The 21,946-nt window shown below is 69.7% G+C and carries 22 protein-coding genes; 10 read left to right on the top strand and 12 right to left on the bottom strand.

Translation table 11 applies throughout. From position 1 onward, the window contains the following. Nucleotides 1–150: 150 nt before the first annotated feature. Nucleotides 151–1,779 (bottom strand): ribosomal protection-like ABC-F family protein, encoded by a 1,629-nt coding sequence (gene abc-f / locus BS329_RS34585; RefSeq protein ID WP_076166776.1) that lies wholly within the window; start codon nt 1,777–1,779, stop codon nt 151–153. Between the two features lie 318 nt (nt 1,780–2,097). On the opposite strand from abc-f, the gene BS329_RS34580 reads away from it, so the two are divergent. From BS329_RS34580 to BS329_RS34555, 5 genes are all read left to right on the top strand, one after another. Further along, nucleotides 2,098–2,706 (top strand): Rv1733c family protein, encoded by a 609-nt coding sequence (locus BS329_RS34580; protein WP_076166775.1) that lies wholly within the window; start codon nt 2,098–2,100, stop codon nt 2,704–2,706. A 41-nt stretch (nt 2,707–2,747) separates the two neighbouring features. Continuing rightward, nucleotides 2,748–3,575 (top strand): M55 family metallopeptidase, encoded by an 828-nt coding sequence (locus tag BS329_RS34575; RefSeq protein ID WP_034306700.1) that lies wholly within the window; start codon nt 2,748–2,750, stop codon nt 3,573–3,575. A 100-nt stretch (nt 3,576–3,675) separates the two neighbouring features. Beyond that, nucleotides 3,676–5,031, top strand: coding sequence for a M20/M25/M40 family metallo-hydrolase (locus BS329_RS34570; protein WP_425266392.1), 1,356 nt, complete (start codon nt 3,676–3,678; stop codon nt 5,029–5,031). 394 nt (nt 5,032–5,425) lie between these two features. Further along, nucleotides 5,426–5,569 carry an aromatic-ring hydroxylase C-terminal domain-containing protein gene (locus tag BS329_RS44220; RefSeq protein WP_208619321.1) on the top strand — a complete coding sequence of 48 codons (144 nt, stop codon included), beginning with the start codon at nt 5,426–5,428 and terminating at the stop codon, nt 5,567–5,569. Between the two features lie 410 nt (nt 5,570–5,979). Then, nucleotides 5,980–7,053, top strand: coding sequence for a GDSL-type esterase/lipase family protein (locus BS329_RS34555; RefSeq protein WP_208619328.1), 1,074 nt, complete (start codon nt 5,980–5,982; stop codon nt 7,051–7,053). Here the strand turns inward: BS329_RS34555 and BS329_RS34550 are convergent. Genes BS329_RS34550 through BS329_RS34525 form a run of 6 tightly spaced genes read right to left on the bottom strand, consistent with a single transcriptional unit; the run spans nt 7,050 to nt 11,046 of the window. Beyond that, nucleotides 7,050–7,349, bottom strand: coding sequence for a hypothetical protein (locus BS329_RS34550; RefSeq protein WP_005150941.1), 300 nt, complete (start codon nt 7,347–7,349; stop codon nt 7,050–7,052). The two genes, BS329_RS34555 and BS329_RS34550, sit on opposite strands and share 4 nt — an antisense overlap. After that, entirely contained in the window at nt 7,336–7,563 is a 228-nt protein-coding gene (locus tag BS329_RS34545; RefSeq protein WP_076166772.1) for a hypothetical protein, read from the bottom strand. Before BS329_RS34545 ends, BS329_RS34550 begins: the two co-directional genes overlap by 14 nt. Before the next feature lie 55 nt (nt 7,564–7,618). After that, complete coding sequence (locus BS329_RS34540; protein WP_007035424.1) at nt 7,619–8,071, bottom strand: Lrp/AsnC family transcriptional regulator; 453 nt, start codon at nt 8,069–8,071, stop codon at nt 7,619–7,621. Beyond that, complete coding sequence (locus tag BS329_RS34535) at nt 8,068–9,210, bottom strand: M24 family metallopeptidase (RefSeq protein WP_076166770.1); 1,143 nt, start codon at nt 9,208–9,210, stop codon at nt 8,068–8,070. The genes BS329_RS34540 and BS329_RS34535 overlap by 4 nt, the downstream gene beginning before the upstream one ends. 10 nt (nt 9,211–9,220) lie before the next feature. Next, nucleotides 9,221–10,471, bottom strand: coding sequence for an MFS transporter (locus tag BS329_RS34530; RefSeq protein WP_076166768.1), 1,251 nt, complete (start codon nt 10,469–10,471; stop codon nt 9,221–9,223). Beyond that, nucleotides 10,468–11,046, bottom strand: coding sequence for an ArsR/SmtB family transcription factor (locus tag BS329_RS34525; protein ID WP_076166765.1), 579 nt, complete (start codon nt 11,044–11,046; stop codon nt 10,468–10,470). The genes BS329_RS34530 and BS329_RS34525 overlap by 4 nt, the downstream gene beginning before the upstream one ends. A 119-nt stretch (nt 11,047–11,165) precedes the next feature. Here BS329_RS34525 and BS329_RS34520 point away from each other — a divergent pair, with 119 nt between their 5' ends. The 5 genes from BS329_RS34520 (at nt 11,166) to BS329_RS34500 (ending at nt 14,719) form a co-directional block, all read left to right on the top strand. Continuing rightward, the gene (locus BS329_RS34520) at nt 11,166–11,702 is read left to right on the top strand and encodes an NADPH-dependent FMN reductase (protein ID WP_076166762.1); all 537 of its coding nucleotides are present in this window, start codon (nt 11,166–11,168) and stop codon (nt 11,700–11,702) included. A gap of 63 nt (nt 11,703–11,765) precedes the next feature. Then, a complete protein-coding gene (locus BS329_RS34515; RefSeq protein WP_076166760.1) occupies nt 11,766–12,101 on the top strand; it encodes a hypothetical protein in 336 nt (111 codons plus the stop codon). After that, nucleotides 12,101–12,697, top strand: a complete 597-nt coding sequence (locus BS329_RS34510) for a hypothetical protein (RefSeq protein WP_076166757.1) — start codon at nt 12,101–12,103, stop codon at nt 12,695–12,697. Before BS329_RS34515 ends, BS329_RS34510 begins: the two co-directional genes overlap by 1 nt. A 112-nt stretch (nt 12,698–12,809) precedes the next feature. Further along, nucleotides 12,810–13,754, top strand: coding sequence for a 5'-3' exonuclease (locus BS329_RS34505; RefSeq protein ID WP_076166754.1), 945 nt, complete (start codon nt 12,810–12,812; stop codon nt 13,752–13,754). Beyond that, a complete protein-coding gene (locus tag BS329_RS34500; protein WP_076166752.1) occupies nt 13,751–14,719 on the top strand; it encodes a pirin family protein in 969 nt (322 codons plus the stop codon). Before BS329_RS34505 ends, BS329_RS34500 begins: the two co-directional genes overlap by 4 nt. On the opposite strand, the gene BS329_RS34495 is transcribed toward BS329_RS34500, so the two are convergent. From BS329_RS34495 to BS329_RS34475, 5 genes are all read right to left on the bottom strand, one after another. Beyond that, on the bottom strand, nt 14,716–15,936 hold the full coding sequence (locus tag BS329_RS34495; protein WP_076166749.1) for a GNAT family N-acetyltransferase: 1,221 nt from the start codon (nt 15,934–15,936) through the stop codon (nt 14,716–14,718). The genes BS329_RS34500 and BS329_RS34495 overlap by 4 nt on opposite strands. A 44-nt stretch (nt 15,937–15,980) precedes the next feature. Then, nucleotides 15,981–16,379, bottom strand: coding sequence for a DUF4333 domain-containing protein (locus BS329_RS34490; protein WP_076166746.1), 399 nt, complete (start codon nt 16,377–16,379; stop codon nt 15,981–15,983). Between the two features lie 34 nt (nt 16,380–16,413). Further along, the gene (locus BS329_RS34485; protein WP_076166744.1) at nt 16,414–17,613 is read right to left on the bottom strand and encodes a GNAT family N-acetyltransferase; all 1,200 of its coding nucleotides are present in this window, start codon (nt 17,611–17,613) and stop codon (nt 16,414–16,416) included. A 41-nt stretch (nt 17,614–17,654) separates the two neighbouring features. Continuing rightward, a complete protein-coding gene (locus BS329_RS34480) occupies nt 17,655–18,431 on the bottom strand; it encodes a DUF4333 domain-containing protein (RefSeq protein ID WP_076166741.1) in 777 nt (258 codons plus the stop codon). 729 nt (nt 18,432–19,160) lie between these two features. After that, on the bottom strand, nt 19,161–21,938 hold the full coding sequence (locus BS329_RS34475) for a DEAD/DEAH box helicase (RefSeq protein ID WP_076166738.1): 2,778 nt from the start codon (nt 21,936–21,938) through the stop codon (nt 19,161–19,163). Between the last annotated feature and the right edge of the window lie 8 nt (nt 21,939–21,946).

Genomic DNA, 21,946 nt, shown 5'->3' with positions numbered 1-21,946 from the left:
GCCGGGCGGTGGCTTTGGCGGTCGCCGTCTCACTATGCGCGACACTTTCGGCTGTGCACGCGTCCGCATCGCAGGATGACGACTGGTCCCGGGACTTCACTCGTGGACGGACCGCTCGCACCCTTGACCTGACCGTCCACAAGAGACACGTCAGACGGCGACCGGTTCGGGCGCCAGTTCGAGGCGCCTGCCCTCGAACGTCCGCCGCATCCGCCGGTCGTGGGTGACGACCACCAGCGCGCCGGGGTACTCCGCGAGTGCCTGCTCCATCTCCTCCACCAGATCGGGGGCGAGATGGTTCGTCGGCTCGTCGAGCAGCAACAGGTCGGTCCTGGCGGTCACGAGCCTGGCCAGCTCCAGCCTGCGGCGCTGTCCGACGGACAACTCCCGGACCGGTTTGCGCAGATCAGCGGCGCGGAACAGGCCCAGCGACAACAGCTTCCCGGCGGCCTCCTCCTGATCACCTTCCCCCGCGAACACCGCCAAGACGCTTCGAGCGTCGCCGACGAGGCCGCCGTTCTGGTGCAGGAACCCGATCCGGCCCGACCGGTCCGCCGAACCCGCCGACGGGGCCAGTTCACCGGCGAGCACCCGCATGAGGGTCGTCTTGCCCGCTCCATTGGGACCGGTCACGAGTACTCGCTCCCCCGGCAGCACACTGAGCGACGTCGGCAGCAGTCGTCCGGCCACCGACACGTTGTCCACCTTCACCACGTGCTGATCGGCTCCCGCCTCACCGGCGGCGATCCGCGCGGAGAACCGGAGTGGCTCAGGCGGCGGCGGAACCGGGTCGGCCTCCAGCCGCTGGATCCGCTCACGAGCCGACCGGATGCGGCTCATCGCCCCGTGCGCCCGAGACCGGGCCCGGAACGCGCCTGCCCCGCTGAAAGCCGCCGGGGCCTTGCGCGGGATCGCCGAGAACCGGTCGATATTGACGTCCGCCAGTGCTTCGTTCCGGGCCTTCTGCTGTTTCCATTCCTCGTACTCCCGGACCCGCCGGGCCCGGGCGGCCTCCTTCGCCGCGAGGTAGCCCGCGTAGCCGTTGCCATGCCGATGCACGGTCCGGCGGTCCGCGTCGACCTCGAGGATCGTGGTGGTCACTCGGCTGAGGAACGTCCGGTCGTGGGTGATCGCGACGAGCCTTCCGCGATGCCCGCGAAGGTGGTTCTCCAGCCAGGCGACGGCTTCGTCGTCCAGATCGTTGGTCGGCTCGTCCAGCAACAGCAATTCCGGCGACGCGGCCAAGGTGGCGGCGAGGGCGAGCCGGGACCGCTGCCCGCCGGACAGACTGCCCAGCGCTCGCGCGCGGTCGAGACCCGGCTGACCAAGCCCGTGCAGGGCGACCTCCACCCTGGCGTCGGCCTCGTAACCGCCGCGGGCTTCGTAGGCGGCCGTGAGGTCGCCGTACACGGCCAGCTCTTCGGCGGATTCCAACGCCGCCTCGGCCGCCCGCAGCCGGGATTCCAGTTCCCGGATGTCGGCGAGCGCGAAGTCGATCGCATCGCCGACCGTGGCGGTTTCGGGCAACTCCAGCGTCTGCGGGAGATAGCCGACGCCGCCGGGCGCGGTGACGGTCACCGTGCCGTTGTCCGCCTCTTCGCGGCCGGCGATCAGCCTCAGCAGGGTGGACTTGCCTGAGCCGTTGTCGCCGATGACACCCGCCCGCTCCCCCGGTTTGACGGTGAAGCCGACCTGGTCGAACACAACGTGGTCGTCGAAACGTTTGGTGACACCGGAGAGCACGAGTTGTGTTCCGGGATTCCGATGCGGGGTACGCATAGGGGCGTCCTCCTGATTCTCGGCACGGCCGATCGCGATCGGGCAGGGGAGGTTCCGCGCACGGCGAAGGAAGAAGAGCGCACGCGGAAGGACGCGGCCCGGCGGAGCGAAGGCTCTACGCCAGGGCCGCGTCGAAGACGAGAATCACAGGTAGAAGTAGAAAATCCCCATGACGAAGACGGTAGCGGGAGAACGCGGGCGGGCAAAACGAATTAAAGGTTGTGTACGGGTTCACAGAGTGGTCTCTGTCCCCCTATCGCGACAGGGGCGCCCCGGTGACCGAGAATCAAAGCCGGAGGTTTTTCGCGGTCTGAGGGAATGGGGTTCCTCGTGCACGGGTCCAGCGGTCCGATCGCCCGGTTCCGGCGACGGCTCTTTCCCGGTCACAACTCGCTCGCGCGCGGCTCGGACCGCTTCGAAGCCCTCCTCCTGAAGCTCGTCATCCTCGCCGCGCTCCTCGCCGTCCCGGTCGCGGCCGCCGCGGGCTCGGCCAACCACGGCAGGCAGGTCGCCGCGGCCGCCGCCGACGCGATCGGACGTCAGGCCACCACCGCGTACCTGCTGAAGTCCGCGCCCGTCCGCATCGTCGACAGCGAGAGCGTCGGGACCGAAAACTCCACCACCGAGGCGACGTGGACCGACTCACGCGGCGCCCGGCACACCGGCGGTGTGCTCGCGACGCCCGGCAGCCCCGCCGGATCGCCCGTGCCGATCTGGATCGACGCCCGCGGTGAGCTGGCCGCCGCCCCGAGGACCACGTCCACGGCCGTCTTCGATTCCGTGCTCGTCGGCCTCTGGCTGTGGTTCGCGGTGGTCGCCGGGCTCGTCCTGCTCCACCGGATCGTCCGGCTGGTGCTGGACCGGCACCGGGCCGCGGCCTGGGAGCGCGCTTGGGCGGTCTACCCCCGTTCCGGTTCGTGGCCCTGAATCCGGCGGCGAGGGCAAAGCGCCTCGGTTAGGGTGCCCGGATGCGCATCATGATCTCGGCGGACATGGAGGGCGCCACCGGCGTCACCTGGACCGAAGACGTCATCCCCGGCACCGAGCAGTGGCAGCGATTCCGGCGCCTGTTCACCGGCGACGTCAACGCCACCATCGCCGGCCTGTTCGACTCCGGCGCCACCGACGTATTGGTCAACGAGGCGCATTCGTCCCAGCGGAACCTCCTGCTCGAAGACCTCGACGGCCGGGCACGCATGCTCACCGGCAGACACAAGCCACTCTCGATGATGCAGGGCATCGACACCGGCGTCGACGGCGTCGTCTTCCTCGGCTATCACGCCGGCGCCGGGTTCGACGGCGTCCTGTCCCACACGTACCTGGAGAACCAGATCACCGGGGTGTGGCTCGACGACGTCCCCGCCAGCGAAGGCAGGCTCAACGCCGCGATGGCCGCCGAATACGGCGTCCCGGTGCTGGTCGTCTCCGGTGACGACAAGGCTTGTGACGACGCCCAGGACTACGCGCCGGAGGCCGAATTGGTCACGGTGAAGGAGTGCGTCAGCCGCTACGCCGCGATCTGCCTGCCGCCCGCCAGGACCGCCGAACTGCTGTCCTCGGCCGCGGCGGACTCGATGAACCGGGCGGGCCGGGTCGAGCGGTTCACCACCCCGCACCGGATCGAGGTCGAGTTCGACGCGAGTCATCTCGCGCAGGCCGCGGCGGTGATCCCGACGGTGGAACAGATCGGCGTGCGGCGGGTCGGCTTCGACGCGCCGGACATGACCGAAGCGATGAAGGCGTTCAAGATCGTCACGGCGATCGCGGCTGGGGCGGTGCAAGGTATCTATGGCTGAAATGGAAACACAGGGCGAGCTTCCCGACCGGGCCACCGACACGGAACCCGCTCGGCCGCAGTCCCCGCTATCGCGGCGGCAGGGCGCCCTGAGCGAGGGCATGTCAGGCGGCGAAAAGGTACGCCCCGGCGACGCGATCGCGGGCGCGGGTCCCCGAAACAACGCTGAGATGGATGTCGTCGACGTTTGTTCGCGGTTGATCCGGTTCGACACCACGAACCGGGGCAACGGGGATTCCGAAGGCGAGCGCGAAGCGGCCGAGTACGTCGCGTCGCTGCTGTCCGGGCTCGGGATCGGCGCGAAGATCATCGAGTCCGCGCACCGCCGCGCGAACGTGATCGCGCGTGTCCCCGGCACCGACCCGAGCCTGCCCGCGCTGCTGGTGCAGGGGCATCTCGACGTTGTCCCGGCCGACGCCGCCGACTGGTCGGTGGACCCGTTCTCGGGCGAGGTCCGTGACGGGTTCCTGTGGGGCCGCGGCGCGGTCGACATGAAGGACTTCATCGCGATGGTCCTCGCCGCCCTCGCCACCGGCGTCCGGCCGCGGCGGGACATCGTCCTGGCGTTCGTGGCCGACGAGGAGGACAAGGGTGAGTTCGGCGCGCACTGGCTCGCCGCGGAGCACCGGCACCTGTTCGAGGGGTGCGCGGCCGCGATCAGCGAGTCGGGCGCCTACAGCTACCACGTGCCCGACGCCGACGGCCGGACCGTGCGGCTCTACCCGGTGGCGACCGCCGAACGCGGCACCGCCCACCTGCGGCTAACCGCCAACGGCCGCGCCGGGCACGGGTCGCGGCCCAACGACGAGAACGCGGTCACCCGGCTGGTCACCGCGCTCGGCAAGATCTCCGCGCACCGCTGGCCGATCCAGCTGACCCCGACCGTCCAGGCTTTCCTCGAGCGCACCGGGGAGGCGCTCGGCGTCCCGGTCGATCTGTCCGATGTGGACGGGACGATCGCGCGGCTGGGCCCCGCCGGGGCACTGGTGGTGCCCACCGTCCGCAACAGCACGACACCGACCATGCTCGACGCCGGGTACAAGGTGAACGTGATCCCCAGTTCGGCGGAGGCCCAGGTGGACGTCCGCGTCCTCCCCGGTACCGAGCCGGACCTGTTCGCGGAGCTCGACGCGATGCTCGGCGAAGGCGTCACCCGCGAGTTCGTCGCGCACCAGCCGCCGGTCCAGGCTCCGGTGGATTCGCCGTGGTTCGACGCGATGGCGGGCGCGCTGCGCTCGGAAGACCCCGAAGCCGTCGTGGTGCCCTACTGCATGGGTGGCGGCACGGACGCGAAGGCGTTCAGTCCGCTCGGGATCGACTGCTACGGCTTCGCGCCGCTGTGGTTGCCGGAAGGCTTTCCCTACCGCGCGATGGCGCACGGTGTCGACGAACGCGTCCCGGTCGAGGGCCTGCGGTTCGGCACGCGGGTGTTGCGGCACTTCCTGGCGAACTGCTGAGCGAGTGGTGGCTGTACGGGGGAAGCGTTTCCGTCCGCTGGAGAGCCTGCTCCGGTACCACTGGGCAAGGCGCTAGGCCGTTTCATCCAAATTTCATGAAAGCGCCTTGGCGTCGGCCACGTGAGACCTCTGACTTCGCGTGCCCGGGCGGGCGTGCTCTTGATCGGCCTCGGCACGGCAGTGTCGGCGTGCCGAGGCAGCCTCCCGATACCGCAAGCCGACCCTCCGCCCACGTCGTACTCCGCTCCCCCGGCCCAGACCGTGACACCCCCGGCGCCGACCTCGTCGGCCGCTTCCGGTCTCGAGCCCGCGCGGGCTCCGGCTCGTCGCGACGGACCTCGACTGGTCGGCCGGATCCGGGCTGGAGGTCCACGCTCCCGGCGAGGCACTCCTGATGGCGATCGCCGCGGTCGCCTCGCTGCCGAGCCTGTTCGTGCGCCCGGACGGGACCATCGTCTGGGCCGACGCCGAAGAGGCGTCCGACGAGAACGCGCGGAAGTTGCTCGATACCGCGGTCCGGCGTTGGGTAGGCGCCTGAGGTTCCTCAGGTCGTGATCGGACCGGGCCGGTTTCGCGTGGCTGATGGGACGGCACGCGTGATCGGATGGACGACACGTGTGACCCGACGGACGACACGTGTGATCGGACGGACGACACACGGACGCAGCCGGTCCCGTCGCGTGTCGTCCGGCTGGACACGCGCGTCGTCCATCCGATCACGTGTGTCGTCCATCCCGTCACGTGTGTCGTCCATCCCGTCACGTGTGTCGTCCGGCTGATCACGCGAAACCGCCACCGGCGCACCGCGATAGGTACCTAAGCCACCCTCGGCTCCAACCCGAACGCCACTCAAGACCCCCTCCAGACCTGCGTCGGGACCCGGCATCGCCACCGTCACATCCGCCATGATCACCCGGTCGGGTCAGGTGTCCGTAGACTCCGATGACGATGCGACGTTTCCGGTGGTGGTGGGGTGCTCTCGCGCTCACGTTCGTGGTGGTTCTCGTCGGGTTCATTGCCTTTAGCGGGTCGGAAAGCCGCCCAGGGCAGCCGTCCCCGCGCCAGGGCCCACCGGGGACGGGGCCGCTGACGGTCGTCTCCATCGGCGACAGCACCGTTTCCGGTGAAGGCGCGGGCGACTACACGCCCACGACCAACGGGCAGGGCGGCAACTGGTGCCACCGCTCCCCCAACGCCTTCGTGGAGCAGATCAAGATCCCCGGCGTCACCGCGCGCGTGAACCTCGCGTGTTCCGGGGCGCCTTCGGAGCAGGTCGCGCTTGGCGAGGCGAAGCAGTGGACCGAGCCCTCGCAGGCTCAGCAGCTCGCGAACCTGGTCAAGGATCACCGGGTCGCGGCGGTGGTGATCGCGATCGGCGCGAACGACGAGCCGAAGTTTTCCGCCCAGGTCAACGAGTGTTTCAAGGCGTGGTTCTCGCCCCAGAATCCGCCGTGCAGCGAAGCACTTCGCACCACCTGGAAGTCCAAAGTGGACGCGATGGTGCCGAAGGTGACCAACGCCGTCGCTGACGTCAAGAAGGTGCTGGCACAGGCCGGTTACGTCCCGGCGGACTACCAGCTCGTGCTGATGTCGTACGCCTCGCCTGTCGGCCCTCAGATCCCGGAAGCGCTGCGCAGCCTCAACGGCTGCCCGTTCCGCACCGAGGATCTGGAGTGGATGCGGCGCGACGGCGTCTCCGTCCTGTCGGACGGGCTCAAGCAGGCGTCGAGGGCGACCAGCGCGCGGTTCCTCGACCTTTCGCGGGCGGGCGCCGGCCGCGAGGCGTGCAGCAGCGACCCGGCGAACGAGTGGTTCAGCAGGCTGACGCTGCAACTGCGCGACCTCGGCCAGGTGGACCGTGCGAGCCACGCGCTCCAGGAGTCGTTCCACCCCAACGCGAACGGGCACGCTCAGATCGCGAACTGCCTCAACGAGTTCCTCGCCGCACGCGGCGGTAACGCGTCGTGCCTCGCCGGGCCCGACCGCAAACTGCACGCCGCGCCCGAAGTGATCGCCCGCTAAAGGTCGAGTGCGGCGCGTAGCGCGATGTCGATGCGCTCCTGGACCTCTTGGTCGATCTCCGCGATCTTTTCGTCGAACCACGGCCGGTACAGACGTGTGAGGTTCAGCGTGGAGACCCAGTAGCGCGCGTCGACGGCGACACCGAGGATGTCCTGTGGATCACGGTCGAGCAGTTCGGTGCCGAGCAGCCACGGCCGCTCGGATTCGTTCACCCCGTCCGAGGACAGCAGCACGACGGTGCGCTGCCGTGCCGGTTCGGTCGGGGGGTGGTACGTCCAGACTTCACCCCTGTGCACGCAGATCCTTCTCCGCGGCGGTCAGCTCGGCCTCGTCCGATTCGGCGGACGGTGCGACCGGAGCGCGCTGCGGGGTGTACCCGGTGCGGACGGCTTCCCTGCGGGCTGCCTTGGACAACCACGACGAGACCGAGATCCCGTGTGCCTTGGCGGCCCGCTCGGCGAACTCGAGCGCACCGCTGTCGAGTGAAAGAGTGACCTTACGTGTTGCCATACCTTTTATCGTACCAGCGTCGCGCAAGTCCACCCATTTACCGGGAAGGGCCCGGTCACAGCGTCGGCGAGCGCCCTTCGAACGGCGTCGACAGCACCACCGTGGTCCGGGTCGAGACCTTGGCGGACTCGCGGATCCGGCGGAGCAGATCCTCCAGTCCGAGCGGCGAAGCCACCCGGACCAGGAGGATGTACGACTCGTCCCCGGCGACCGAGTAGCAGGACTCGATCTCCTTGATGTGCTCGAGACGCTGCGGATAGTCGTCCGGGGCGGCGGGGTCGTTCGGGGTCAGCGAGATCAGCGCCGTGAGCGGGAGGCCGATCTGCTCGCCGTCGAGCCGCGCGGTGTACCCGAGGATCACGCCGCGCTGCTCCAGCCGCCGCACCCGCTGGTGCACCGCCGACACCGAGAGTCCGACCCGCTCGGCGAGATCGGTGAAACTACGCCGCCCGTCAGCCGCCAGTTCACCCACGATCGCCTGGTCCAGCGGCTCCAGAGAACCGGTCATGCGTCGAGCACGATCAGGTCGTGCGGACGCTGGTTGACCGATTCGACGCCGTCCTCGGTGACCACGACGATGTCCTCGATGCGGGCGCCCCAGCGACCCGGCTGGTAGATGCCGGGTTCGACGCTGAAGGCCATGCCCGGCTCCAGCGGCAGCGCGTTGCCCTTGATGATGTAGGGCTCCTCGTGCACGTCGAGGCCGATGCCGTGGCCGGTGCGGTGGATGAAGAACTCGCCGTAGCCCGCGCCGTCGATGATGTCGCGCGCGGCGGCGTCGATCTGCTCGGCGGTGACGCCGGGGCGGACGGCCTCGACCGCGGCGCGCTGGGCGCGCTGCAGGACCGCGTACGTCTCGGCGACGTCGGCGTCACGCGGTTCGCCGACCGCGTAGGTGCGGGTGGAGTCGGAGTTGTAGCCCTCGGCGATCGGGCCGCCGATGTCGACCACGACGACGTCGCCGCGTTCGATGACCCGCTCGGAGACGTCGTGGTGCGGGCTGGCGCCGTTGGGGCCCGAGCCGACGATCACGAAGTCCGCGTGGGTGTGGCCCTCTTCGACGATCGCGGCGGTGATGTCCGCGCCGACCTCGGCCTCGGTCCGGCCCGGCCGCAGCCACTCGTGGACCCGGGCGTGGACGCGGTCGATGGCCGCCCCCGCGTCGCGCAGCGCCTGGATTTCGGCCGCGTCCTTGCGCATCCGCAGTTCGCGCACGATCGGACCGGCGAGCGTCTGGTCGGCGTCGCCGAGCGCGCCGCGGAAGGCGAGCACGTGCAGTGCCGGGGTGAAGTCGCTGACCGCGACCCGGCCTGGTTTGCCCAGCCTGCCGGCGACCAGTTCGTAGGCGTTGTCCCCGTCGACCCAGGTGACGACCTCGATGCCGAGTTCCTCGGCCGGGACGTCGGCGTAGCCGGGAGCCTCGAGCTTCGGCAGCACCAGCGCCGGGACGCCGTCGGCCGGGATCACGAGAGTGGTCAGCCGCTCGAAGGAGCCCCCGGCCTGTCCGATCAGGTAGCGCAGGTCCGAGCCGGGCGCGATCAGCAGGGCGTCGGTGTCCGCGGCGGCCGCCGCGGCACGGGCCCGGTCGAGGCGGGCGCGGAGGCTGGCGACATCGGGAGCTGGGTGGTGAAGGGAACGGCGCGACATGACGCCGAGCCTAGTCGGTCCGCGCCCCTTGGCTCACCAGCCGGTCACCCCCGATCGGGGCAGGGTCGTCGAGCCCCCGCCAGACCGGGAAGATCGCCGGGAAGGTGGTGGCGATCAGGTACAGGCCACCGAACGTCGCGAGCGCGCCGACGAGTCCGGCTCCGTCCAGCAACAGCCCTGCCGCCATCGAGCCGAGCGGCATCGCGGCCAGCACTCCGCCGACGAGGAGACTGAACACGCGGCCGCGGACGGCTTCGGGTACCCGTTCGTAGACCACCGGCAGCACGATCGGGTTGAGCGCGCCCGCCCCGATCCCGGCGACCACCAGTCCCGCGAGCAGGACGACCGGCGTGGGTTCCAGCGCCAGCAGGGCGAACCTCGGCGCGCCTTCGATGGCGACGGCGGCCAGGAGCGCCGAGCGGCGCGAGAACCGGTGACCGATCCAGCCGTAGAGCGCCGACCCCATCAGGCCCCCGACGGCGACGGCGGTGATCATCGCGCCGATGAGGGCGGTGCTGTGCAGGACCTGATCGCCATATGCCGGGTACAGGACACCGAGCAGGCCGAAATCGAGGCTGTTGGTGAGCATCAACATGCCGACCATCGCCCGCAGTACCCGATCGCGTTTGACGTACCCGAGCCCCTCGCGCAGTTGGTCGAGATAACCGTCCGAGGACGCCCGCGGCGGACCGGCCGCGGCGGGGATCAGGCTGGACACCAGCGCGGCGGACACCAGGAGCGCGCCGGCGTCGACGAACAGCACCGTCACGGGCCCGATCAGGGCGATGAGCGCGCCCGCCGCGGGGCCGCCCACCATCCGGCCGGTCCTCATCGCGGCCTCGACGGCGCTGGCGCCCCGGCTGGGCCGGATTCCGCCGAGTTCGACGACGCCCGCGAGCAGGACCTGTTTCGCGGTGTCGGCGGGGCCTCGCGACACGCCCATAACGAACGACAGCACGATCAGCCCCGGCAGACTGAGCCCCGTCGTGCTCACGGCGAGCGGGACCAGCAGGACCGTGACGGTGGTCAGCAGGTCCGCGCCGACGCTGGCCCGGCGCGTGCCGACCCGGTCCACGATCGGCCCGCCCAGCAGCGCGGCGACCGTCAGGCCGAGCACTTCGGCCGCGGTCACGAGGCCGGTCTTCGTCCCGCTGCCGGTGCTTTGCAGGACATACCAGGGAATCGCGATCAGCGTCATCATCACCCCGGCCGAGGAGATCCCCGAAGCCGCGACCAGGGCCCCCAGCGGCAGCCTGCTCATGACCGTTCCGGCCGCGATCGTCTCGGGAAGGCCGCCCAGTGGACGCGGACCTGGGTGTCGCCGTCCCGCTCCGGACGGCGGTAACGGTCGATCACGTCGAGGATCTCGTCGCTCAGCGCGGCTGCCTCGTCGGGTGTCAGCGGGAGCGGCGAGTCGTGAAAGTTGACCTTGTCGATCCACTCGTCGGCCCAGTCCCGCACCTCGGCGACGAACTGCGCTTCGGCGGCGTGGCGCCGCTCGATCATCGTGTGGGCGTACGCGTTGAAAGGACCGGCGAGGTCGGGATCGTCGATGAAGTCCCTTGCCTGCATTCGGTCGCCCTCGTGCACGGCCTTCCACCACCGGTCGCGCCTGCTGCCGCGTTCGGCGTCGTCCGTGATCAGGCCGCACTCGGCCAGCTGCCGCAGATGCCAGCTCGTGGTCCCCGAACTCTCCCCCACCCGCTTCGCCAGCCCGGACGCCGTCGCCGGGCCGTCCTCTCGCAGCAGTTCCAGGATCCGGACTCGCAGCGGATGCGACAACGCTCGCAGAAGGCGGCCGTCGATCCGCGCGAGATACCTCTCGCTCTTCCCCACGCCGCCGACCCTACAACCGCAGAGACTTCTCTGCAAAGAGTTCTCTGCGGTTATCGGTTCAGGCATTGGCGAATCCGGAGTTTGACCTCTAGCAAGGTTCAGGTTTTACGGTTTGCGACATGACAACTGAGACGCCTTACAACCTCGCCGTCGTGATCGGAAGCGTCCGTGAAGGACGCTTCGCTCCGGTAGTCGCGAACTGGTTCCTAGACCGCGCCAAACAACGCGAAGACGTCAACCTGTCCGTCATCGACCTGGCCGAATCCCCCGACGGACTCTCCTCCGGCGTCGCCGCCGCGGACGCCGTCGTCGTGATCGTCCCCGAGTACAACCACAGCTACCCCGGCCCGTTCAAGACCGCTCTCGACAACACCGGCAGCGAATGGCACGGGAAGCCAGTCGCCTTCGTCTCCTATGGTGGGATCTCCGGCGGCCTGCGCGCGGTCGAGCACCTGCGCCCGGTCTTCGCCGAACTCCACGCCATGACGATCCGCGAGACCGTGAGCTTCCCCTACGCCTGGAACAACTTCGGGTCCGACGGTGAACACCTGGACGCCGACGGCGCCGATCTCGCGGCCACCACCCAGCTGAACCAGCTGGGCTGGTGGGCTCACGCCCTGCGTGACGCGCGTCAGGCCCGGCCTTACTCCGCCTGACGAGGGGACGACGGAACTGTCGGTGCCCACCGCTAGCTTCCCCTCGAGTACCAAGGAGGAGAAATGACCGGGGATGTTCACGCGGCTTCGCGCGTGCCGAGCTGGCCCGAACTGAGCGGCCTGCTGGCCGCCGCGTACCGGGTCGCCGTGGCGGGCACCATAAGGGTGACCAGCCCGGGAGCGGAGCCACGCACGATCAAGCTGTGGCACCGCTCCGTCGACGAACGCCGGTTCGCCGACGCGGACGGCGAACCGCTCTACATCAGCGACGAGCGGGCGCACTGGATCTTCGATCAGCCGGGTGAGCCGCCGTCCTACGAAGTGGTCCCCGTCGGCGGGCCGTCTCTTCGACACATCACTCGATCACCGCGGTCTGCCACCACCTCGTCGGTCGCGTAGTGCTGGACGACCACTGGTGGGAAACCACGCCGTCCGGGATCTCCGCCGGCACCCGGCTCGGCCGCCCGACGTGGGAGTACGAGACGGAAGACGGCGAACTGGTGGCGGTCGACGCCGCCACCGGGGTCCGGCTCTTCCGGCGTATCGGCTCGCCGGAGTTCACGCACGTCGTGGAGTTCACCGAGTTCACGACGGACATGGATCTCGGCGACGAGTTGTTCACCTGGGACGGGCCGGAGCGCCCGATCCCGAGCACCGCACGGTCTCGGGAACTCCTGGAGCAGCCCTATTCGGTCCGGGCCGCCGCGGCGCGGCAGGCGCGGATCCCGCGTTACTGGCCGGGTGGCGTGGGGACGAGGTCCAGCAGTGGCAACTGGATCACCGGCGCCTACCAAACCTCGCTCATGGTCCCCGCCGGCCGGTACCAGGTCGTCGTGGACCAGCGTCCGGAAGACGGTGCTCCCTTCCAGCCCGGGGAAGGATCGGGCCACGTTTACACCTGGAACGCCGACGGCCTGCGGTTCACGCTGGTAGCGGGGATCCCGCTGAGCGAGGACGACCTGAACCGGGTCCAGGAGTCCATGGTCGAGATCTGAGTCCGTCAGGCGCGGGGCCCGGCACCGGCCGCCTGACAGGTGTCCGTGGAGGACTCGGCTGGGGGTCGGGTCCTCCACGGACATCCGGGCCGGAACATGGCAGGCTGTCCGCGTGACCGGACCTCTCGCCCTCCTTGATTCCGCGAGCCTCTACTTCCGCTCGTTCTACGCACTGCCCGAGTCGATGACCGCCCCGGACGGGACGCCGGTCAACGCCGTACGCGGGTTCACCGACACCGTCGCACGGATCCTCGTCGACCGGCGGCCCGCCCGGCTCGTGGCGTGCCTGGACGCGGACTGGCGGCCGAAGTTCCGCACCGATCTGCTGCCCAGCTACAAAGCGCACCGCGTGGCCGAAGAGGTTCCGGAGGGCGGCGACGTCGAAGAAGTACCGGACACGCTCACCCCGCAGGTCCCGATCATCCTGGAACTGCTGGAGGCCTTCGGGCTCGCGACGGCCGAGGCGGCCGGATACGAGGCCGACGACGTCATCGGTGCGCTCGCGATCCGCGAGGAGAAGGCACCGGTCGAGGTCATCACCGGCGACCGTGACCTGTTCCAGCTGGTCCGTCACGAGCCGACGTCCACGGTCGTCATCTACGTCGGCAAGGGCTGGAACAAGGCCGAGATCCTCGGCCCGGACGAGCTCGCCGAGAAGTACGGGATCCCGGCGGGGAACGCCGGCCCCGGGTACGCCGACATGGCCGCGCTGCGCGGGGACCCGTCGGACGGGTTGCCCGGCGTGGCCGGGATCGGCGAGAAGACCGCGGCGAAACTGATCACGCAGTTCGGCTCACTGCAGGAACTCATCGAGGCGTCCAATGCCGGCGACTCGCGCGTGCCGCTCAAGACCAGGCTTCGCTTGACCGACGCCGCCGACTATCTCGCGGTCGCGCCGACCGTCGTCCGGGTCGCCGCCGACGCGCCGGTAGAGCAGTCCCGGCCGGACACCGTGCCGTCCGAGCCAGCCGACCCGGACAAGGTCGCGGAACTGGCGGAACGCTGGAATCTCGGCCGTTCGGTGGAGCGTCTGCTGGCAGCGCTCCCCCAGTCGTGAGCAACACCGAGACCGACCCGGCCGAACTGCTGTGCCGGGACCGGCCGGGTGACGGCGTCACCGTGCTGACCCCGCGCGAGGTCCCACTCGGCGGGCCGAGGGCCATCCGCGTCCGCCGGACGCTTCCGCAACGGCAGCGGTCCCTGATCGGCGCGTGGTGTTTCGCCGACCACTACGGGCCGCAAGACGTGTCGGAATCCGGCGGGATGGACGTCGCGCCGCATCCGCACACCGGGCTCCAGACCGCGAGCTGGCTGTTCAGCGGCGAGATCGAGCACCGCGACAGCATCGGCACGCGTGCCATGGTCCGGCCCGGTGAACTCAACCTGATGACCGCGGGGCACGGCATAGCGCATTCGGAAGTGTCCACACCGGACACTTCGACGCTGCACGGCGTCCAGCTGTGGATCGCGCTGCCGGACGAACACCGCGACACCTTACGGGATTTCCGGCACTACGCGCCGCCGCTGCTCCGGCTGGACGGCGCCACCGCACGGGTCTTCCTCGGCAGCCTCGCCGGGACCACGTCACCGGTCCCGGCGTTCACTCCCCTGCTGGGCGCCGAACTCACCGTGGAGCCTGAGTCGACAGTGCGTCTCGACGTCGACCCGGCCTTCGAACATGGTGTCCTTCAGGACATCGGCTCCGTCACCGTCGCCGGAACCGCGCTGGGCAACGGGGAACTCGCCTACCTCGCCCCCGGCCCCGGGCGGCTGGACCTGGCCAACCACGGCGGCGAAGCGGCCCGTGTGCTCCTCCTCGGCGGGACCCCGTTCACCGAGGAACTCGTCCTGTGGTGGAACTTCGTCGGCCGCAGCCACGACGAGATCGCCGAGTACCGCGAGGCGTGGCAAGCACAAGCGGATCGATTCGGCCGAGTGGAGGGCTATCAGGGTGCCACGGCGTGGTTGCCCGCACCCACGCTGCCGCGGGTGCGGATCAAACCGCGTCACAACCCGGCCTAGAAGAACGTCCCGCACCACGGGGCGCGCACGGTGTGGAACAACGCGTCGGCACGGGCGACCGCCGCCTCGTTCAGTACCTCGACGCGGCCTGCCGTCACCAGGTCGCTGAAAAGGCCGTGGCCGAGGTACAGCGACGCCAAGGTGTCGACGTCCAACCTCAGGTCGGCTTCGGCGGTGGTGCGATCCACGCCGTCCTGGCCGACGGCATAGCGGCCGTTGTTGTCCGGAAGCTGCCTGTCGAACACTTCCAGCACCACGGCTTCGGCGGTTCCGTAGGTGCGCGCCTGAAGCGCGGCGAGTACGTCGACGAGTCGCAGCCACAGATCGTCGATGACCTCGGTGGTGGTGACCGCACGCGGGTCGGTGAGCATTTCGGCGATCGGCTCGTCCATCGGGCGGCCTCGTCCGGCGACGGCCGAGACCAGGTCGATCGACAGCAGGAAACGCCACAGTCCCGCCCACGCCCGCGGTGTCGCGGCATGCAGTTCACGGATGTCGAGCAGCGCACCGCGCTCCGGCGCCTGCCGGTCGCGCATGTCGACGGTCTGGTAGACGACGAAACCGTCCTCGCCGTCCGGTCCACTGTGGACGGCGACACGGTAGCCGTCGTTCCCGGTGACGACCCGCTCGAAGAAGCCCGGCCACCACATTTCCGGGCGGGCGGCGAAACCCGGCCGTTCGCCGGTGAATCGGCGATACAGGGCGGGAACCCGCTCGACCGCCTCGGCCGGGGTGAGGAAGCGGACCACGCCGTCCCGTCCCAGGCCGTCACGGAGCCTGGCCCGGGGACGCTCGACGAGAACGCCCTTGCCATAGGTGGCCACGCCGTAGCCGAAGCGGCCGTAAATGACGCCTTCCGAGGCGTGCAACGCGGCGAGCGGGACGCCGCGCGCGGCGATGTCCTCCAGCTGGGTGGCCATCATCGCGGTGAGGATTCCGCGGCGGGTCCAGTCGGCGCGGACGGCGATCCCGTCGACGGCGGCGGTCGCGAGCTTCCGTCCACCTGGGACGGTGAGTTCGGTGCCGAAGGAACTGGCGATCCCCACCGGGGTGCCATGGTCGTCGAACGCGGCGAACTTCCCGGCCGCGGGCCAGGTCCGGGCCATCTTGGCCCAGGCTTCGTCCGAGATCGGCTTGGCGTGCAAGGCCTGTTCGAGCAGTTCGAGACAGGCTCGCTGTTCACCTTCGGCCACGGCACGTACGTGGAATTCGCTCATGGCAGCGATCCTGCCGCCCGAAACCGGAGAATCCCAACCGGTTTTCAGCCGGGTGCGCCGACTTCGTAGCGGCCGTCCTCACCGGTGACGGTGATCGTGACGGTCTTGCCCTCCCCGCCGACCTGGACGGTGCAGCTGAACGTGCTGCCGTCCTTGACCGCCTGGTTCGCCGGGCAAAGCACGTCACCGACGTTGCGGAGCTGGTAGGTCTCGGTGAGGACCTTCTTCACGTCCGCTTGCATGGTCCTGGGGTCGAAGACCCTGCCCGGAGCGCTGGAGGAGGACGAGCCGCCCGACGTGCTGGCGGTGACCTGCGTGCTCGTCGACGGCGGAACTGTGACGGTCTTCGTCGCCGGCGGTGCTGGCGGCGTGTCCGAACACGCCGCCAGCACCACGAAAGCGGCACAGCACAGACCGACCGTCGCGACGGCTCGCCTGCTCAAGCTTCTCCACCCCCGGAAACGTGATCTCCCCACGTCAGAAGAAGGTACCGCACCAGGGGTTCACCCGCGTGCCGAACAGCAGGTCCGCTCGCTCCAACGCGGACTCACCGGTCGCGCGGACCCGTCCCGCGGTCGCGAGATCCGACGCGCGCCAGCCACCCAGGTACAGCATCGACAGCGTGTCGGCGTCCAGTCCGAGGTCCGCCGGGTCCGTCGTGCGGGCCGCGCCTTCCTCGGAAAGGCGATAGCGGCCGGAGTTGTGCTCCAGGAAGGGATCGTTCACCTCGATGACGACCGGTTCACCGTGGTACGTCCGGGCGTCGAGCATCGCGGGGACATCGACCAACCGGAGCCAGCCTTCGTCCAGGGTCTTCTGCACCGCCGCGTGGCGCGGGTCGGTGAACAGCAACTCGACAGGTTCGTCGAGCGGCCGTTTCTCGGCGGTGATGCGGTCGACCAGGTCCACGGACAGCAAGTACCGCCACAGCCCGGCGAACGCGTCAGGGCTCGCGTAATGGAAGGACTGGATCTTCAGCTGCGCCGGTGCGCCGAAATGGGACCTCTCGACGGTGTAGGTGACATAGCCGTCGGTCCCGTCCGGGCCCTGATGCACAGCGGTCGCGATCGGGGTGGTCGACCGGCGCACCTCCCGGACGTAGCCCGGCCACAGATTCGGGCTCCGCGCGATCATGCCGGGGCGGGTCCGCGGGAGGGCGTCGAAGAGCGACGGCCACTGCTCGATGGTGCCTTCCAGATCCAGCAAGGAGATCTGCCCACCGGACGGGACCTCGGGACGGAACCGGGCACGGTGCCTGTCGACCTCGATCGACTTGCCCCGCGCGGCGACGCCGTAGCCGAACCGGCCGTAGATCGCGCCTTCGGACGCGTGCAGCATCGCCGCGGGAAAGCCGCGGGCGGCGAAATCCTCGAACTGGGCACGCATCAACGCCGTCAGCACACCGCGGCGGATGCGGTCGGCTCGGACGCCGACGAGGCTGACCGCGGCGAGCGGGGTGGTGCCGCCACCGGGCAGCGTCACTTCCGAGTCGAACGACCGCACTGTACCGATCAGTTCCGGATCGAACGCGCCCAAACCCCGGTCCGGCTGGAACGACATGGCGGCGGCCGACCATTCCTCGTCGGTCATCTCCTTGACGTGCAAGGCCCGCCTGAACAGATCCAACGCCGCCCGGTCTTCGTCGGACCGGAGCGGCCGTACTGAGAAGTCGCTCATGAGACGATCATGCAGGATCGACCGCCCCGGACGCCCGCCGTTTACTTGGTGGTGGCCGGCGGCGAGACCTCGTAGTTGCCGGTGTCACCCTTCACGGTGATCGGCACCTCCTGCGGCTTGCCCTCGATCGTGGCGGTGCACGTGAACTTCACACCGTCCTTGACCTCCTGGCCCGCGGGGCAGGTGACCGCGCTGATCTCCTTGATCCCGTAGGTCTCGGTGAGCAGCTTCTGCACGTCGGTCTGCATCTGGGTGTTGTTGAAGACCTGGGTGTTGAACCAGCCCGGCGTGACGAACCCGAGAATGCCGACCGCGGCGATGATCACCACGAGCGCGCCGATCCCGATGAACAGGCCCTTCTTGGACTTCGGCTTGTCCTGCGCCTCGCCCTGGGCGCCCGCGAACTGGCCCTGCTGCTGCGGCTGCCCGTACTGCGGCTGCTGCTGCGGGCCGCTCTGCGGGTAACCGGGCTGCTGCTGGGGTCCGCTCTGCGGGTAGCCCGGCTGCTGGCCGTACTGCGGCGGCTGCTGGCCCCACTGCGGCTGCTGTTGCTGCGTCTGAGAGGGGTCGTAGCCGGGCTGCTGACCGGTCTGCGGATACCCGGGCTGCTGCTGGGACGGATCGTAGGGCGCGGGCTGCTGGCCCCACTGGGGCTGTTGCTGCGTCTGCGACGGGTCGTGCTGCGGCTGCTGCCCCCATTGCGGTTGCTGTTGCGGCCCGCTCGGCGGTTGAGCGCCTCCCGGCTGTTGCCCGTAGCCCGGCTGCTGCCCCCATGGGGGCTGCTGCTGCGGGTCGTTGCCGCCATACGGCGTGCTCATCGTTCGCCTCCGCCTGTTCCGCCATCGTCACCGGCCGGTGTCACCTGGCCGTCGTGGGCGATCCAACCACAGGTCGGCGCCCCTGCCCACTGTTCCCGGGTGGTGTCGGGGCAACTCGACGCGACCGTGCTCACACCGGCGGGGCGTCGAATCCGCCGGTCAGCCCAACGTCTCGTGAGTGGTGAGGCGGTTCTGACCGTCGTCGCCATCCACGAGCATTCCGGCCGAAGCGCGACTCAGGCACGTTCCGTAGCGGCTGACGGTCTTCAGACCGGGCGGTGAGTGTTCCGCATTGTCCTCACGGCTACCCGGCCGGTGCTCTGAAGGCCACCTTCAGGACGCTCAACGTCTCGAAGGTGGCCTTCAGGACGCCTGCGACAGGCACCGCGACCGGTCCCTCGTGAATGGCGATTCGTGTTCCAACTCGAATCGCCACTCACGACCACCCGGAGCCTCCCGGTACCGGCACCCTGGTCGCTTGGAGTACAGGAAGGTGTGAAGGTCGCGTTTCTTCGGCTCAGCCGAGGGAAGGGGGCCTTCACGCGCCCTCATCGTGACCAGTGGGGCTAGTGAGGCTCCCCGCGAGTGCTCCAAGTCGCCTGCCGCAGGTACCAAGAACACTCTTGGCCCTAACCCGAAACACCACTCACGACCACCCCGACCCTCCAGGCCCGGCGCCGTGGTCGCTTGAAGTGACTTCGTAGGCCAAGGCGCCAGAGGACGAGACCGTTACGCGCCGCCCGCCGCCACGACGCCGCGCCGCAAGGCCTTCACCGCGTCCGAGGCCGCCGCGCCCACCGGATCGGCCCGCCCGAGGACGTCGCGGATCTGGTCCAGTAGGTCGATGACCTGCCGTGACCACCGCACGAAGTCACCGGCGGACAGCTCCTGCCCGTTAGCCTCGGCGGCGGTGAGGACCTTCTCCAGTGATTCGCCGCGCGCCCAGCGGTAGATGGGCCAGGCGAAGCCGGCGTCGGGCTCGCGGGTGCGGTCCAGTTTGTGCCGGCGCTCGTCTTCGGTGAGTTCCATCCACAGACGTGTGGTCGCCTGCCAGGCGTCCGGCACCTTGCCCGCGGGCAGGCGCGGCTCGCCCGCGGTGTCGCGGCGTGCCTCGAAGACCAGCGTCGAGACGACGGCCGCGAGTTCGGCGGGGGCCAGGCCCTTCCAGACGTCGTGCCGGATGCATTCGGCGGCGAGCAGGTCGGACTCGCTGTAGAGGCGGGTGAGGCGCTGGCCGTGTTCGGTGACGCGGTCCTCACCGTCGCCTTTGGACTCGGGGCCCAGGTAGCCGCGCTCGCCGAGCAGCCGCAGGATGCGGTCGAAGGCACGCGCGAGCGAATGCGTGGTCGCGGCGACCTTGCGTTCCAGTTGCTCGGTCTCCGCCGAGAGACGCTGGTGCCGCTCGACCCAGCGCAGGTTCGCCTCGCGCTCGGCGAGCCCGTGGCAAGGGTGCGCTCGCAAGGCTCGCCGCAGTGCGGCCAGTTCACCGTCCTCATTCGCCCCGGCGCGGCGTTTTTGCCTGCCAGGCAAGGAGATTCCCGCGTTGCGCAGGCTCGACGCGATGTCACGACGAGTCTTGGGTGAACGCAACTCGATGTGCTTCGGCAGCTTGATGTTCCCCAGCGCCTCCACCGGCGCCGGGAAGTCGGAGACCGAGAGCGGGCCGGACCAGCGGTCCTCGGTGACCACGACGGGGCGCGGTTCGCGGATCGGGTCGAGGCCCGGGTCGACGACGACCGCGAGCCCCGCGCGCCTGCCCGCGGGCACGGCGATGACGTCGCCCTTGCGGAGCTTCTCCAGCGACTCGGCCGTGCCCGCCCGGCGCGCGGAGGTGTTCTGCCGCGAGAGCGCCTTCTCCCTGGCCGAGATCTTCGCGCGCAGCTCGACGTACTCGAGCATCTCGTCGAACTCGCCGGTGATGGCGGCGGTGTAACCCCGCAGGGCCTCCTTGTTCCGCTCGATCCGCCGCGCCGTCCCGACCACCGACCGGTCGGCCTGGAACTGGGCGAAGGACTGCTCCAGCAGATCGCGGGCCGCCTCGGCGCCGACCTGGGCAACCAGGTTCACCGCCATGTTGTAGCCGGGCCGGAACGACGACCGCAGCGGGTACGTCCGGGTCGAGGCGAGACCGCCGACCTGCTTCGGATCGATCCCCGGCTGCCAGGCGACGACGGCGTGACCTTCGACGTCGATCCCGCGCCGCCCGGCCCGCCCGGTGAGCTGCGTGTACTCCCCCGGTGTCAGGTCGACGTGTGCCTCGCCGTTGTACTTCACCAGCCGTTCCAGGACGACGGTGCGCGCGGGCATGTTGATGCCCAGCGCGAGCGTCTCGGTGGCGAAGACGACCTTCACCAGGCCCTGGACGAACAATTCCTCGACGGTCTCCTTGAACGCCGGGAGCAACCCGGCGTGGTGCCCGGCGATCCCGCGTTCGAGCGCCTCACGCCATTCCCAGTAACCGAGGACGCCGAGGTCGCCTTCGGGCAGGTCCTTGGTGCGCTCGGCGACGATGCGCCGGACCTTCTCGACCTCTTCGGGGCCGTTGAGCCGCAGGCCGGACCGGACACACTGACCGACGGCGGCGTCGCAGCCGGCGCGGGAGAAGATGAACACGATGGCCGGGAGCAGACCGGCGCTGTCCAGCCGCTCGACGGTGTCGGTGCGGGACGGCGGCCGGTACCTCGGCATCCGCGAGGGCACCCCCCGCCGTCCTCTCGGCCCGCGCAATCCGGCCGGGGCGAAACGTCCGCCGATCTCCTCGGTGCGGCGCAGCAGGCCGGGGTTGATCCGCAGTTCGGCGCCTGGCGCGTGCTCCTCCTGGCCGGCGAACAGATCCAGCAACCGGTTGCCGACGAGCATGTGCTGCCACAGCGGGACGGGACGGTGCTCGTCGACGACGACGGTGGTGTCGCCGCGGACCTCGACCAGCCATTCACCGAACTCCTCGGCGTTGCTCACCGTGGCCGACAGGCCGACGACCCGGACGTGCTCCGGCAGATGGAGGATGACCTCTTCCCAGACGGCGCCGCGGAACCGGTCGGCGAGGTAATGGACCTCGTCCATCACCACGTACGCGAGCTCGCCGATGGTCGAGGACCCGGCGTAGAGCATGTTGCGCAGGACCTCGGTGGTCATGACCACGACCTGCGCGTTGCCGTTGATCGAGGTGTCACCGGTCAGCAGGCCGACGGCGTCGGCGCCGTGGCGGGCGACGAGGTCTGCGTACTTCTGGTTCGACAGCGCCTTGATGGGTGTCGTGTAGAAGCATTTGCGGCCCTCGGCGAGGGCGAGGTGCACCGCGAACTCGCCGACCACGGTCTTCCCGGCGCCGGTGGGCGCGCAGACGAGCACACCGTGGCCGTCTTCGAGCGCCTCGCAGCCGCGGATCTGGAAGTCGTCGAACTCGAACGACGATTCCGCGGCGAACCGGGTCAGCTGGGGGTAGCGAGCGCGGCGCTGGGAGGCTGCGTACGCCTCGGCCGGGGTCTGAGAAGGGCTGTTGACCACTTCGTCAG

The organism is Amycolatopsis coloradensis (genome assembly GCF_001953865.1).
GTDB lineage: Bacteria > Actinomycetota > Actinomycetes > Mycobacteriales > Pseudonocardiaceae > Amycolatopsis > Amycolatopsis coloradensis.
The sequence above is the reverse complement of the archived record's forward strand: the minus strand, read 5'-3'. Positions and strand labels throughout refer to the sequence as shown.

Bases quoted from the DNA above. Each gene is read 5' to 3' on its own strand.
- BS329_RS34530 (WP_076166768.1), bottom strand. From the start codon at position 10,471: ATGAGCAGGCTGCCGCTGGGGGCCCTGGTCGCGGCTTCGGGGATCTCC.
- abc-f (WP_076166776.1), bottom strand. From the start codon at position 1,779: ATGCGTACCCCGCATCGGAATCCCGGAACACAACTCGTGCTCTCCGGT.
- BS329_RS34540 (WP_007035424.1), bottom strand. From the start codon at position 8,071: ATGACCGGTTCTCTGGAGCCGCTGGACCAGGCGATCGTGGGTGAACTG.
- BS329_RS34575 (WP_034306700.1), top strand. From the start codon at position 2,748: ATGCGCATCATGATCTCGGCGGACATGGAGGGCGCCACCGGCGTCACC.
- BS329_RS34535 (WP_076166770.1), bottom strand. From the start codon at position 9,210: ATGTCGCGCCGTTCCCTTCACCACCCAGCTCCCGATGTCGCCAGCCTC.
- BS329_RS44220 (WP_208619321.1), top strand. From the start codon at position 5,426: ATGGCGATCGCCGCGGTCGCCTCGCTGCCGAGCCTGTTCGTGCGCCCG.
- BS329_RS34485 (WP_076166744.1), bottom strand. From the start codon at position 17,613: ATGAGCGACTTCTCAGTACGGCCGCTCCGGTCCGACGAAGACCGGGCG.
- BS329_RS34555 (WP_208619328.1), top strand. From the start codon at position 5,980: ATGCGACGTTTCCGGTGGTGGTGGGGTGCTCTCGCGCTCACGTTCGTG.
- BS329_RS34515 (WP_076166760.1), top strand. From the start codon at position 11,766: ATGACCGGGGATGTTCACGCGGCTTCGCGCGTGCCGAGCTGGCCCGAA.
- BS329_RS34580 (WP_076166775.1), top strand. From the start codon at position 2,098: ATGGGGTTCCTCGTGCACGGGTCCAGCGGTCCGATCGCCCGGTTCCGG.
- BS329_RS34480 (WP_076166741.1), bottom strand. From the start codon at position 18,431: ATGAGCACGCCGTATGGCGGCAACGACCCGCAGCAGCAGCCCCCATGG.
- BS329_RS34570 (WP_425266392.1), top strand. From the start codon at position 3,676: ATGTCAGGCGGCGAAAAGGTACGCCCCGGCGACGCGATCGCGGGCGCG.
- BS329_RS34545 (WP_076166772.1), bottom strand. From the start codon at position 7,563: ATGGCAACACGTAAGGTCACTCTTTCACTCGACAGCGGTGCGCTCGAG.
- BS329_RS34495 (WP_076166749.1), bottom strand. From the start codon at position 15,936: ATGAGCGAATTCCACGTACGTGCCGTGGCCGAAGGTGAACAGCGAGCC.
- BS329_RS34520 (WP_076166762.1), top strand. From the start codon at position 11,166: ATGACAACTGAGACGCCTTACAACCTCGCCGTCGTGATCGGAAGCGTC.